Raw genomic sequence first — 12,677 nt, 5'->3', positions numbered from 1 at the left:
TTTTTTATATTTTACAACTCACTCATATAAGAATTATCATAAACACCTTTTATACGCTTTTCTATAACACTATCCCAACCGCTACTTAAAGTCTTTAATCTCTTAAATTTATCCATCAAATTTAGATGATTTTTTGGATCATAAAAAAGCATATTTACTTCCATTATGCTCATACAAACTTCATCTTTTTTGACGATCTCTATCTCATCGCCGCGTTTAGTGCTTCCTTCTTCTAAAACACGGTAATACCAGCCAGTTAGCCCAGTTTTAAATATCTCTTTAGTAAAACCTTTATCATCCCAAACACCTGATATCTTAAAACAAGGTTTTCTAGGCTGAGATACTTGTAAAATAAGCGAACCTATTTTGTGTATGTCGCCCACGCATACTTTGTTTTCATCTAGTCCATCTATACATAAGTTTTCACCCATAAAGCCGATCTTCATATCTTTTTTTAGATATTTCGACCAAATAGCATAATTTTGCAAACTATTTGCAAAAACCGCTTTTTCTAGCCCACCATGGTTTTTAGTATCACTTACAAAGTCGCCTACAAAGCCCATTTGAGTGCAAAAAACCTCACCATCAATGCTATCTTTAAGCATACCCGTTTCAAAAACGACTTTTATGTTTTTACCCTCTTCTACTCGTTGCAACTTGCCTATATGTAAAGAATGAAGCTTCATCTTACCTCATTTCCAAAAAATATTTTAAACATTAAATTCGCACTTTCTTTAGTAAAATTTGATATAAACCTATCAAACATAGGACGCTCTTTCCAGATAGGATTTTCCACTCCACTTAAGATCTCAAGTTCTTTTTTAGCGTCACGATAGCTTTTGATTCCATCTATGAGTCCAAGCTTTAGAGCGTCATTTGCTAAAAACACTCTAGCATTAGCCCAAATATCTACGTCTTTTAAATTTAGCTTTCTAGCTTTTGCTACGTCAGTGCAAAATAGCTCATAACTTTTATTAACCAAATTTTGAAGTTCATCTTTTTCTGCCTTACTCCACGCACGATAAAACGCACCGGCTTCTTTAAATTCCCCGGCTTTTATGATTTGAGTTTTGATGCCTATTTTATTTGCCAACTCTTCTATATTTGCACCTTGCATTATCACGCCGATAGATCCTATAAAACTTCCACGATTTGCATAAATTTTATCCGCCCAAATACTAGCGTAATAACTTCCACTAGCCATAGTTCCACTCGCGTAAGCAAGAACTGGTTTTTTGGCTTTTAGCTCACGCAAAGCGTCGCTTATAGCAATGCTAGGAGCCAAAGCGCCACCTGGACTATCTACGTCAAATAAAACGCCCTTTATAGACTCATCATCCATGGCTTCATAAATTTGATCTAAAACCATTTTTTCATCAACTATAGCACCATTTAGAGATATCTGCGTTAAATTTGGATTTGAAACCTTATCGCCGCTAAATAAAACAAGTGCTACGATAAACAAAAAAACAGACGTTTTAAAATACGTATTGATAAATTTAAAAATAGCCACAAACGGCGAAAATATAAGCTTTAAAATTTGCATTCATCACCCTTTATAAATAATTTTTTAACTTCTTTTGTATGCAGTATGAGCTCAGTTGCTAACTGAGTGCTATCTCTAACATCAAGCCCTTTATATACTGCTATATCAGCAATCCTTCCACTAGATAAAATACCTAAATTTAAATTGAGCGCCCTTGCCGCCCAGTTTGTAGAAGCCAAAATAGCAAATTTAGCTAAGAAATTTAGCTCAAATTCGCAGTGCGTCCATAAAAACGCTCTAAGTTCATCAAAAAAATTAAGACTAATGTTTGAGCTAAGCCCGTCTGTTGCGATATTTAAAGATAGATTTTGTTCTATTATTTTATTTAAATTTAGTTTTTTTTGCCCTAAAAGCCTATTTGAGACTGCGCAAGTAGTAACGCTATGTAAGTTTTTATCAAAAAACTCAAGATAATCATCACTCCAAACGCAGTGAGTAAAAAGTGTTCTTATGCCACTAAAATTCGCTAAAAATTGACTAGGAGAGTAAAGCGGAGTAGGATTTAAAGTAAAGCTTGATAACCAAGATTTAAACTCGCCACTTCCACTTTCTAGCCACATTTTTTCCTGCTTGCTTTCTAAAAAATGAGTGCTAACTAAAAGATCTTTTTCTCTAGCTAAATTTAGTGCTTTTTTAGTAAGTTCTGGGCGCGTAGAATATGGCGAATGCACAGAGACAGCCGGTATAAATTTATCGCTTTTATACTCTAAACTTGCATTAAATCTAGTCATAAATTTATCAAAACATTCATCTATTGCTTTATCATTTGTACCTAAAATTTCATTAAAAAAAACAAATCTAGCTTTTGAATTCACACAAATTTCTATATCTTTTCCAAAGCTTGAAATCTCGCCTATCGTGCTAACTCCGCTTTTTAAGATACTTGTTATAGCCTCTTTCATTGCCAAGTTTTTAGCCTCATCGCTTAAGCTATCTCTAAAGCTTATAACACTTTTTAACCAGAGCAAGAAATCGCCATAATCAAGGCTTGAAACATTAGAGCTAAACTCCAAATGCGTATGCGGATTTATAAACGCCGCAGTAATGATATCATTTGAAAAATCAAAAATTTCAGCGTCTGGATACATCAAAACAAGTTCATCAAATTTACCTATAGACCTTATGATTTCATCAAAGGCGATGCTCATGTTTTGCAAGATATCAAATTCATCATTGCAAGTTATTATGTATTTGGCTTTTATTATTTTCATCATATTATCCTAACATAAAAGGGGAAAATTATAGCAAAAATTTAGCAATATTTTTGTAAAATCGTAGCTAAAATATTTTTTAAGGATTTTTATGGAAGACAAGATGAAAATAATGGTTATACAAGGGCCAAATATCAATATGTTAGGTCTCAGAGAGACAAATATCTACGGCGTTATGAGCATGGATGGCATACACGAACAGATGAAAACGGTTGCTGATCAAGCAAATCTTGATATTGAGTTTTTTCAAACAAATTTTGAAGGTGAAATAGTAGATAAGATCCAAGAATGCCTAGGAGAATTTGATGGTATCATCATAAATCCAGCCGGCTATACTCATACTTCAGTAGCTATCCGCGATGCCATATCAGCAGTGAAACTTCCTACGATTGAAGTCCATATAAGCAACATTCACCAAAGAGAAGAATTCCGTCAAAAAAGTCTCATAGCGCCTGTTTGCGCAGGGCAAATAGTAGGTTTTGGACCAGTAGGATACCATTTAGCTATGATAGGTATGATACAAATTTTTGAACAAATAAAAGCCATAAAAGCTAGATCACAAAACAATGCATAATTTTATCTTAAAAGATGAAAATGCCGTATTTTATGAGTGCGGATACAGTTGCGATAATGAAATTTATATAAAATCCAAAGATGATGCGTTTTTTTTAACAGATGCTAGATATTTTATAGAAGCAAAACAAAACGTTAAAAATGCCATCGTCGTACAAACAAGCAGAAATATCATAAAAGAAGCAAGGCTACTTTTAAGGTCTTTAGGCATAAAAAATATCTATTTTAATCCAGCAGATTTTAGCGTTTTGGAGTATCAAAGTTTAAGTAAAAACTTAGGTATAAATTTCATAGCAAAAAACGAATTCTCAAAGCTAAAAAGAATGGTAAAAACGGAGCAAGAGATAGAAACTTTGTCGGTAGCTGCAAAACTAGGAGCGGATAAATTTGATGAGTTTGGCGAGTTTATAAATAAATTTGGTCTTGGTATGAGTGAAAAAGAGCTAAATTTCCATGCTCAAAATATATTTAAAGATAGCGGAAATTTAGGACTTAGCTTTGAACCTATCGTAGCTATAAACGCAAATGCAGCAAAAGCTCACGCAATGCCTACTGATACAAAACTAGCAGAAGGCGATCTTTTATTAGTCGATGCCGGGGTAAAATTTAAAAGATATTGCTCAGATAGAACAAGAACGGTATGCGTACAAAATGGTTTTAAATTTGATAAAAATCAGAAATTTAAATCAAACAAACAAAATGATATTTTTAGCATAGTAAAAGAGGCACAAAACGAAGCGATAAAAGTGATAAAGCCTGGTATTTTAGCTTGCGAGATAGACAGGGCAGCAAGAAGAGTTATAGCAAAATTTGGCTATGAAAAAGAGTTTTTTCACTCAACTGGACATGGCGTAGGGCTTGATATCCACGAGTTGCCAAACATCAACAAAATAGATAAAACAGTTCTTAAAGAAGGTATGGTCTTTAGCGTAGAACCAGGAATTTATATAGAAAACGAATTTGGCGTACGTATCGAAGACGTGGTGGTAGTAACAGAAAATGGATGTAAAATCTTATAATAACGCATTTATTTGCAATGAAGCTAGAAGCGTCGTAAGATCGCATTTTTTCCCGAATTTCAAAGGTGGTGGGAGTGAATTTAAAAACTCGTTTTTACTAGGCATCGGAGGAAATGTTGGAGATACAAAAAAACGCTTTGAGCTTTTTTTGTATAAGCTAAAAAAAGATAGAAGATTTTTCGTAAAAGAGTCTTCTTTGATACTTAAAAACAGAGCTTTTGGATATACTAAACAAGCTGATTTTTTAAATGCGGTCTTGCTAGTAAAATCTTCTTTTTATGCTGCTGATGTTTTAAAGATTATGCAGCATTATGAGAAAATTTTTGGTAGGATTAGAAGCTTTAGAAACGCTCCAAGAACTCTTGATATAGATATTTTGTATTTTGATAAAAAGATTAGAAATTCACAAAGACTGATTTTGCCTCATCTAGGAGCAAATGATAGACTCAGCGTGATAATTCCTATGGGATCGATGAAAGGAATATAATGGCTACGGTGCTTAAAACCTTTACTGGCGAGAGTGCGATTGCGGCACTCAAAAAAGCAAAAGAAGAGTGCGGCGAGAGTGCTATACTAGTGACTACTAAACAAATTCAGCCAAAAACTCTAAACAAAAAACCAATATATGAGATATTAGTAAGCGTAGAAGATACTCAAAAAGCAACCCCTTCAAAAGAAAGTATAGAGAGTATAAAACAGCAAATTTCTGCTTATACGAAGTTGCCTGAGTCACCAAAAAGCGATGAAAGCGTTCTTTTAAATATCTCAGAAGCAGCAAAAGAGATAAGTAAAGTCGCAAATATAAATACAAATCAAAATACTAACATAAGCACAAATGAAGAATACAACAAAAAAATAGAAGACGTCGCCAAACAAGTAAATAAGCTCAATGATAAAATTTCGCTTATCGCAGATATGATCTGGGACGATAAAAGTGAGAATAGAGATGATATAGCCATTCCCCCGGAGTTTTCTACTATATATAAGCTTGCAAAACAAAGCGGTATGAAAAACGAGCATCTAAAATCTATCTTAGAGATAACCGTGCAAAATATGCCAACTTCTATGAAGACAAATCCTACTGCGGTAAAAAGATATTTCTATTCGCTTTTACGAAATATGCTACCTTGCAGAAATGCAGAATTAGACATAAAAAAACAAAAAATAATGATGTTTGTAGGACCAACAGGAGTTGGAAAAACTACGACTCTTTCAAAACTTGCTTATAAATTCGCTCACTCAGGCGATATCAGATATAAAACAGGAATCATCACTCTTGATACATATAGGCTAGGGGCAGTAGAGCAGTTGTTTCAATATGCTAAGATAATGAGCATACCTATACTTGATGCTATAGAACTAGATGATTTTAAGTCTGCATTAAAGAGTTTGAGTAACTGCGATCTTATACTCATAGACACTATGGGCAGTAGTCAGTATGATAGAGATAAACTCATTAGACTTGATAATTTTTTAAAAGGAAGTGGAGCCAAAATAGATGTAAATTTAGTACTTTCTGCTGGTTCAAAAATAGAAGATTTATTAGAAATTTATGATAATTTTTCATTTTTAGATATAGATACTCTTATCATAACTAAATTTGACGAAACAAAAATATTTGGAAATGTTTTTTCGCTAGTTTATGAGACAAATACGCCAGTTAGCTATTTTTCAACAGGACAAAATGTGCCTGATGATATAGTAGAGGCAAAAAGCGAATTTTTGGTTAAGTGTGTTTTAGAAGGTTTTAACAAAGGAGATGATGATGGATCAAGCAGATAAGCTAAGAGAACTTATGTCAGCGCCATCTAAACCGAAAAAATCAACTCACTTTATAGCAGTAACTAGCGGTAAGGGTGGAGTAGGCAAATCCACAATCAGTGCAAATTTAGCAAATATCCTAGCAAAAAATGGTTATAAAATAGCTCTTTTTGATGCAGATATAGGGCTTGCAAATTTAGATGTTATCTTAAATGTAAAGATAAAAAAAAATATCCTAAATGTCTTAAAAGGCGAATGCACACTTAGCGATATCTTGATACAAGTAAAAGAAGGACTTACGCTCATACCAGGAGACAGCGGTGATGAGATATTTAAATTTAATGATCAATTTCTAATGGAAAAGTTTTTAGAAGAAGCAAATTCTCTTGATGAATTTGATTTTCTTATCATAGATACTGGAGCTGGGATAGGTTTAAATACACAGCTATTTTTAAATGCTTGTGATGAGATCATAGTAGTCACAGTGCCAGACCCAGCAGCCATAACAGATGCTTACGCTACTATAAAAATCACTTCTAAAATGAAAAAAGATATTTTTATGCTACTAAATATGGTAAAAAATGAGTCTGAAGCGATAAAAATTTATGAAAATATAAAAAAAGTAGCGAAATTAAATATCAAAAATGAATTAAATTTAGATCTTCTTGGATACATCGAAGCAGATAAGATAATATCAAAGAGCATAAAACAAAGAACTTTATTTAGTGATGACGCTCCTCATATAGGCCCTAGTATAGAGCTAAAAAAGGCGGCAAGCAAACTTCTTTATAAATTGGAACGAAAAGTGCTTAGCGACAAAGAAGATAGAAGCTTCGGCGGCTTTTTTAAGCGTCTAGTAGAACAATTTTAACTAGGTTGGATAAATTGAAAACAGATAATTTTATAGCTTTTTTTACGGTTTGCGGCTTTTTTATGGGACTAGTTTTTGTGATCTTAAAAGCGACTGACCCAACAGAACTCGTCCTTTATACGCTGCTTATAACACTATTTTTCTATCTTATGGTACATATTGTTATTATGAATTACGTCGATGCAAATAAAATAGGTGAAAAATACTTTAACAAAGAAGAATACGAAGATGTCAATAACTATCTCATAGACGAACTAGGACTTAGAGAAAAACGGATAGAAAGCATTATAAGTACCCCGCTTGATCCAAAAACAATATTAAAAAAACAGAGCAAAAAGCATGAACGAGTTAAAGCAAAAGCAGCTTGACGCATATAAAAATGCTATAAAAAAAGAGCAAGATGATCTTGTAGTAGCATATATGCCAGCACTAAAAGCTATGGCATTTAAACTAAAAGCTAGACTTCCTAGCTCTATAGATGTGAGTGATTTGATCAGCGTAGGAGCTGCTGCTATGGTAAAACTTTCTCGCACTTATGATAAAGAGCAAAATGATAATTTTTGGGGATATGTAAAACAAAGAGTTTATGGCTCTATGCTTGATTATCTAAGAAGTTTGGATTTTATAAGCAGAGGCAATAGAAAACTCATAAAAGAGATAGATAACGCAATCGATGAATATTTTAATAAATTTGAATGCGAACCAGGTGATGATTATTTAGCAAATTTACTAGGTATCGAAGAGAGCAAAATCAGAGAGGCTAGAAATTTAAGTGATGTATCTGCGGTACTTCCTATAGACGAACAATCCCAGCTTCTTAGTGATGCAAATGTAGAATCAAAGATAGAAAAAGACGAACTTATAGAAAAAATAACAGAAGTTTTAGAAGATTTTGATGAGCGTGAGCAGACGATTATCCAACTTTATTATTATGAAGAGTTAAATTTAAAAGAGATGAGTGAAATTTTAGGTATAACAGAGTCGAGAATTAGTCAAATTCATAAAAGGCTCATAACAAAAATCAGAGAAAGGCTAGGGTTTTAATGGCTGATATTTTAAGTCAAGAAGAGATCGATGCCCTTTTGCAAGCAGTCGATGAAGACGGAGATACTGCTACTACCACCGAAGTAAATTTACATCCAGGAGATCCAAAACAAGTAATAATCTATGATTTCAAAAGACCAAATCGTGTTAGTAAAGAGCAGCTACGAGCGGTAAAAGGCATACACGATAAGCTTGCACGAAATCTTGCTAGTCAAATTTCAAGCATTATGAGAAGTATAGTCGAAATAAGACTTCACAGCGTGGATCAAATGACTTATGGCGAGTTTTTGATGAGTTTGCCAAGTCCGACTAGCTTTAATGTATTTTCTATAAAACCGCTTGATGGAAACTGCGTTTTAGAGATAAATCCGAGTATTGCTTTTCCTATGATAGATCGTCTTCTAGGCGGAAATGGAGATGGCTTTGAAAGCAACAGAGAGCTTACTGATATCGAGATAAACCTACTTGATGCTATACTTCGCATAATGATGCAACGCCTAAAAGAGAGTTGGTCAATGATAACTGATATGTATCCAAACGTCGAAGCCAAAGAGAGCTCACCAAATGTCGTTCAGATCGTCAGTCAAAATGAAATAGTCATAATGGTAGTTATGGAGATCATCATCGGAAACTCAAGCGGAATGATAAATTTATGTTATCCCGTGATCTATTTAGAGCCGATTTTAAGTCGCCTAGCAAATCGTGATATAATGCTTGGAGAAACAAGTGCTAAAAAAAGTCGTAACAAAGAGCTAAAAACACTCATCGGTCGCGCAGAAGTCCTATATGAAGCGATTTTAGGAAAAACAGTTATCAGTGTAAATGAGTTTTTAAATTTAAAAGAGGGCGATATCTTAAGACTTGATAGAAGTGCCGATGATAAAGCAATAGTTTGTATAGATAAAAAAGATGTATTTTTAGCACAAATTGGACTTCATAGATTTAGAAAATCCATAAAGATAGAAGAGCTTATCAAAACCGATAAAGACGAGATAAAATCGATATTAGAACAATATGAAGAAGAGAGAAAAGCTAAAATCATGGGATATCAAGAGCAAACCGAAGAAGAAGTAGAGGAAGAAGATGATGATGAATAAATTTTTAGAAGTATTTGTAAGCGAGACAAGAACTACCGTAGAGGGGCTAACTGGTCATACTTTAAATCTCACTGATATCGGCGAATTCGATGCAGATAAACAAAACGGGATAAAACCTCCAGTAGTCATGGCAAATGTAAGCGTAAGCGGAGATATGGATGCAAAAATAGTTCTACTAGCTTCCCCACTACTCATCAGTGCTATAAATGATTATATGTTAGGAGAAGAAGAGCTTAGCGGAAATGAAAATATAGGAGACGACGAACTAGACGCTAGCAAAGAGATATTTTCAAATATAATGAGTGCCGTATCTACAAATTTAAATGCACAAAAAGAACTTCCAAAGCTAAATTTTGAAGTTACAAAAGTAGTATTTTTAGACGAATCAGGGGTTTTAGATCTTAGCTCATATCAAAAACTATTTTTATATACGGCAAATATAGAATCACTAAATGAGCAATTAGGTATAGTTGTGGATTTGGCTTTTGATAAGTATTTTAATAAACCAGCTCACGGCGCAAATAAAGAATCAGGAACTCATAAGATTGAAATAGCAGATGAAATAAAAAATATAGGTCTTATCATGGACGTAAGACTTCCTATAAGAGTTAGGATAGGATCTAAAAAAATGTTACTAAAAGATGTATTATCCATGGATATAGGATCTGTTATAGAACTAAATCAACTAGCAAATGATCCTTTAGAAGTTCTTATAGGCGATAAACCGGTTGCTCTTGGCGAAGTCGTTATCATAGATGGAAACTTTGGAGTTCAGATCACTGAAATAGGTAGTAAAAAAGAGAGACTTGAACAATTAAAATAAATAACAAGAGAGATTTTTTGAAATTCTTTTTGAGACCTCTAGCACAAATTCGCCTTTCTCAAAATCGAAAGAAAAATCGCTCATATTTATACCTTGCAGTTTAAAATTTGATTACGATTTTAAGATACTTTTAATGTGTTGTAGCTTAAATTTACTTAAGGGGGAAGGGGGACGCTTTTTTAGCAGTCGCTACCCCTTCCCCCTTAACAACCCCTAACCCCTTGAAAAAGCTTATAAGTTGCTGTGCTTCGCACAGGTTTATAAAATTTTAGGTGGGCGAGTGTAGCTTCAATGCGAAGTCAAAAACCTAAATTTAATCCGCGATAGTCGGATACTTAACTTTAGTGCGTTTCCAAAGTGCCAAACTTTGGTCGCAAAGACGGACTTTGTTCGTCTGCGAAGTCAAAAATTTAATCCGCGATAGATAACTTTAGTGTTTGGTTCTTCACACGGCAAATTTATAAAATAAAAATGCCAAACTGGGAAGAGGTTGGGATTTTTAAGGGATAGGGGAAACTGTTTTGGCTTTCAAATTTTAGTTTCCCCTGTCCCTTAAAGAAAAGAATTTAAAAAAAACTTTGGTCGCAAAGCTGGGCTTTGCTCAGCTGCGAAGTCAAAAGTAGGTAAAAATTTAAGTGGGAAGGGGGACGCTTTTTTAGCAGTCGCTACCCCTTCCCCCTTAACAACCCCTAACCCCTTGAAAAAGCTTAGAAGTTGCTGTGCTTTGCACAGGTTTATGGGACTTTGTTCGTGCGTTAAAAAAACATAAATTATTACTAAATTTAAAAAGCTGGAGAAAACCCCAGCTTTGAAGCAGTCTTAATACATTTTCACAGAAACGATTAAGATCGCAATCTTAATACGTTTTCACAGAAACAACCTTAGATTACTGAAGTAATCTAAGAACGTTTTCACAGAAACGCTTGAAACTATTGTAATAGTCTCAAGACATTTTGTTGCACTGTGTTAGCTTGACTCATCGCGTAGCTACCACTTTGAGCAAGGATGTTAAATTTAGAGAAGTTTGCACTCTCTTCAGCGAAATCAACATCACGGATTTGGCTTTCTGCTGATGCAACATTTACTCTAGTAACGGTGATATTATTTATCGTACTTACTAGCTGATTTTGTACCGAACCAAGGTCTGAACGAATGCTATCTAACATCTTTTGAGCTGATTCAGCGATATCTATCATAGCTTGAGCACCAGTAAATGTATTTACACCGCCTTGTTGAGCGTTTGCCATTTTATCTAGATTATTAGTATCATAAAAACCCATTGCCATAGCTACTTTTGAGCTTATTGTTCCTGAGTTCATATCTTTAAGAGTTACTGAAGCTTGTGCCATTTTTGAGCCATTAAGTCCAGCTTCCTTAGAAAAACCATGTCTTGCAGCACCCGCACCATTCTTATCTGTTGAGAATACAACTCTTATATCTCTAGCATCTTGACGTATAAAGGTAAGATGCCCTAAGACTGTAATTGCAGATGATTGCTCACCTTTAACTCCAAAGCCCATAAGGCTAATGTTGCCTTTATACCCAGCGGCAACAGAGAGTTTTGATGAAGCAGCTATTTTTATGGCTCTGCCATCTTTTGCTATAAGTGTTAATCTTCCGTTTTCTACAGATGCTTCAACTCCGGTTTGATCTTTTACTTTATTTATGGCATTTACTAGAACTCCATCAGAGTCTCCACTCTTTGTATCTATAGTCCCGATATTGACATTATTTATACGTAAATTTGCTATTTGACCAGTACCGACTACATTAGATAAAGTCAGCTTATTATTTACATTTGCTTTTATGCCAGTTTTATCACTTACTCTATTTATAGCATCAGCTACTGCTTTTAGACCATCTTTATCTAAGACTGTTTTAGAAATCTTTTCAAAGGCATAACCAGTAGGGTAGCCATCAACTCCGCTAAATTTAATAGTCAAATCATTCATACCTACAGCAGCTCCACTCTTATCAAAAGCTATATTTCCTGTAGTTTCAAAACGAGTATAGCCGATTTTACCTGATTCAGTCGAGCCGATATTTACTTTAACAGTTTCATTTGAGTAAGCACCTATTTGGAACTCTTTATTAGAGAAATTTCCGTTTAGAAGTTTTTGTCCGTTGAAACTTGTAGTTTTAGCTATGTTGTCAAGCTCTTCAAGGAGTCTTGAGATGTCGTTTTGAAGAGCACGACGTGAGTCGGCGTTTTGACCATCTTGTGCTGCTTGGATAGCTTTGGTTTTGATAGTGTCAAGAATTTTGATTTGTTCGTCCATAGCTTTATCAGCTGTTTGAACTATACCGATAGCATCATTACCATTTTTGATAGCTTGACCAAGACCATTTGCTTGAGCCCTAAGACTATCAGCGATACTCATACCTGAAGCGTCATCAGCAGCTGACTGGATACGAAGACCTGAGCTAAGCTTACCTAAAGAGCTATCAAGGTTGCGGTTGGTTATGACAGAGTTTGCGTGTGCGTTCATAGCACCGATGTTTGTGTTGATCCTAAATCCCATTTTAAATCCTTTTATTGATTTGAATTTTGCTTTAGCGTCCTTGCTAAAACCTTGATAATTATATCGGAAAAAACTTAAAAATGTTTAGTAAATTTAATAACAAATTTACTTAAGTGGGAAGGGGAACGCTTTTTTAGCAGTCGCTACCCCTTCCCCCTTAACAACCCCTAACCCCTTGAAAAAGCTTATAAGTTGCTGTGCTTCGCACAG

At 34.5% G+C, this 12,677-nt stretch carries 13 protein-coding genes; 9 read left to right on the top strand and 4 right to left on the bottom strand.

What is annotated here, in order from left to right; translation table 11 throughout:
- Window positions 1–11: 11 nt before the first annotated feature.
- Genes CHLWT_RS00915 through mqnF form a run of 3 tightly spaced genes read right to left on the bottom strand, consistent with a single transcriptional unit; the run spans window position 12 to window position 2,757 of the window.
- Window positions 12–686: an MOSC domain-containing protein gene (locus CHLWT_RS00915; RefSeq protein ID WP_112000491.1), complete on the bottom strand. Its 675-nt coding sequence runs from the start codon at window positions 684–686 to the stop codon at window positions 12–14.
- The gene (sppA, locus tag CHLWT_RS00910) at window positions 683–1,546 is read right to left on the bottom strand and encodes a signal peptide peptidase SppA (protein ID WP_112000492.1); all 864 of its coding nucleotides are present in this window, start codon (window positions 1,544–1,546) and stop codon (window positions 683–685) included. The genes CHLWT_RS00915 and sppA overlap by 4 nt, the downstream gene beginning before the upstream one ends.
- Window positions 1,534–2,757: an aminofutalosine deaminase family hydrolase gene (gene mqnF / locus CHLWT_RS00905; protein ID WP_112000493.1), complete on the bottom strand. Its 1,224-nt coding sequence runs from the start codon at window positions 2,755–2,757 to the stop codon at window positions 1,534–1,536. The genes sppA and mqnF overlap by 13 nt, the downstream gene beginning before the upstream one ends.
- Before the next feature lie 103 nt (window positions 2,758–2,860).
- Here mqnF and aroQ point away from each other — a divergent pair, with 103 nt between their 5' ends.
- From aroQ to fliY, 9 genes are read left to right on the top strand one after another with little or no spacing between them, the layout of a single operon-like run.
- Window positions 2,861–3,331 carry a type II 3-dehydroquinate dehydratase gene (gene aroQ, locus CHLWT_RS00900; protein ID WP_170253231.1) on the top strand — a complete coding sequence of 157 codons (471 nt, stop codon included), beginning with the start codon at window positions 2,861–2,863 and terminating at the stop codon, window positions 3,329–3,331.
- A complete protein-coding gene (locus CHLWT_RS00895) occupies window positions 3,324–4,349 on the top strand; it encodes a M24 family metallopeptidase (RefSeq protein WP_112000495.1) in 1,026 nt (341 codons plus the stop codon). The genes aroQ and CHLWT_RS00895 overlap by 8 nt, the downstream gene beginning before the upstream one ends.
- Window positions 4,330–4,836, top strand: a complete 507-nt coding sequence (gene folK / locus CHLWT_RS00890) for a 2-amino-4-hydroxy-6-hydroxymethyldihydropteridine diphosphokinase (protein WP_063997576.1) — start codon at window positions 4,330–4,332, stop codon at window positions 4,834–4,836. Before CHLWT_RS00895 ends, folK begins: the two co-directional genes overlap by 20 nt.
- The gene (flhF, locus tag CHLWT_RS00885) at window positions 4,836–6,131 is read left to right on the top strand and encodes a flagellar biosynthesis GTPase FlhF (protein WP_063997577.1); all 1,296 of its coding nucleotides are present in this window, start codon (window positions 4,836–4,838) and stop codon (window positions 6,129–6,131) included. The genes folK and flhF overlap by 1 nt, the downstream gene beginning before the upstream one ends.
- The gene (locus CHLWT_RS00880) at window positions 6,115–6,981 is read left to right on the top strand and encodes a MinD/ParA family protein (RefSeq protein WP_309300094.1); all 867 of its coding nucleotides are present in this window, start codon (window positions 6,115–6,117) and stop codon (window positions 6,979–6,981) included. The genes flhF and CHLWT_RS00880 overlap by 17 nt, the downstream gene beginning before the upstream one ends.
- A 14-nt stretch (window positions 6,982–6,995) precedes the next feature.
- Complete coding sequence (locus CHLWT_RS00875; RefSeq protein ID WP_063997579.1) at window positions 6,996–7,349, top strand: hypothetical protein; 354 nt, start codon at window positions 6,996–6,998, stop codon at window positions 7,347–7,349.
- On the top strand, window positions 7,321–8,025 hold the full coding sequence (locus CHLWT_RS00870) for an RNA polymerase sigma factor FliA (protein ID WP_063997580.1): 705 nt from the start codon (window positions 7,321–7,323) through the stop codon (window positions 8,023–8,025). The genes CHLWT_RS00875 and CHLWT_RS00870 overlap by 29 nt, the downstream gene beginning before the upstream one ends.
- Window positions 8,025–9,122 carry a flagellar motor switch protein FliM gene (gene fliM, locus CHLWT_RS00865; RefSeq protein WP_112000496.1) on the top strand — a complete coding sequence of 366 codons (1,098 nt, stop codon included), beginning with the start codon at window positions 8,025–8,027 and terminating at the stop codon, window positions 9,120–9,122. Before CHLWT_RS00870 ends, fliM begins: the two co-directional genes overlap by 1 nt.
- On the top strand, window positions 9,112–9,945 hold the full coding sequence (fliY, locus tag CHLWT_RS00860; RefSeq protein WP_059433061.1) for a flagellar motor switch protein FliY: 834 nt from the start codon (window positions 9,112–9,114) through the stop codon (window positions 9,943–9,945). Before fliM ends, fliY begins: the two co-directional genes overlap by 11 nt.
- A gap of 929 nt (window positions 9,946–10,874) precedes the next feature.
- Here fliY and CHLWT_RS00855 read toward each other — a convergent pair.
- Complete coding sequence (locus CHLWT_RS00855; protein WP_176320848.1) at window positions 10,875–12,467, bottom strand: flagellin B; 1,593 nt, start codon at window positions 12,465–12,467, stop codon at window positions 10,875–10,877.
- Between the last annotated feature and the right edge of the window lie 210 nt (window positions 12,468–12,677).

Source organism: Campylobacter hyointestinalis subsp. lawsonii, assembly GCF_013372165.1.
Lineage (GTDB): Bacteria > Campylobacterota > Campylobacteria > Campylobacterales > Campylobacteraceae > Campylobacter > Campylobacter lawsonii.
Note: the sequence above shows the minus strand (reverse complement) of the source record. Positions and strands in the feature narration are given on the sequence as shown.

Bases quoted from the DNA above. Each gene is read 5' to 3' on its own strand.
- fliY (WP_059433061.1), top strand. From the start codon at position 9,112: ATGATGAATAAATTTTTAGAAGTATTTGTAAGCGAGACAAGAACTACC.
- CHLWT_RS00895 (WP_112000495.1), top strand. From the start codon at position 3,324: ATGCATAATTTTATCTTAAAAGATGAAAATGCCGTATTTTATGAGTGC.
- CHLWT_RS00915 (WP_112000491.1), bottom strand. From the start codon at position 686: ATGAAGCTTCATTCTTTACATATAGGCAAGTTGCAACGAGTAGAAGAG.
- aroQ (WP_170253231.1), top strand. From the start codon at position 2,861: ATGAAAATAATGGTTATACAAGGGCCAAATATCAATATGTTAGGTCTC.
- CHLWT_RS00880 (WP_309300094.1), top strand. From the start codon at position 6,115: ATGGATCAAGCAGATAAGCTAAGAGAACTTATGTCAGCGCCATCTAAA.
- sppA (WP_112000492.1), bottom strand. From the start codon at position 1,546: ATGCAAATTTTAAAGCTTATATTTTCGCCGTTTGTGGCTATTTTTAAA.
- CHLWT_RS00855 (WP_176320848.1), bottom strand. From the start codon at position 12,467: ATGGGATTTAGGATCAACACAAACATCGGTGCTATGAACGCACACGCA.
- mqnF (WP_112000493.1), bottom strand. From the start codon at position 2,757: ATGAAAATAATAAAAGCCAAATACATAATAACTTGCAATGATGAATTT.
- CHLWT_RS00870 (WP_063997580.1), top strand. From the start codon at position 7,321: ATGAACGAGTTAAAGCAAAAGCAGCTTGACGCATATAAAAATGCTATA.
- flhF (WP_063997577.1), top strand. From the start codon at position 4,836: ATGGCTACGGTGCTTAAAACCTTTACTGGCGAGAGTGCGATTGCGGCA.
- fliM (WP_112000496.1), top strand. From the start codon at position 8,025: ATGGCTGATATTTTAAGTCAAGAAGAGATCGATGCCCTTTTGCAAGCA.
- folK (WP_063997576.1), top strand. From the start codon at position 4,330: ATGGATGTAAAATCTTATAATAACGCATTTATTTGCAATGAAGCTAGA.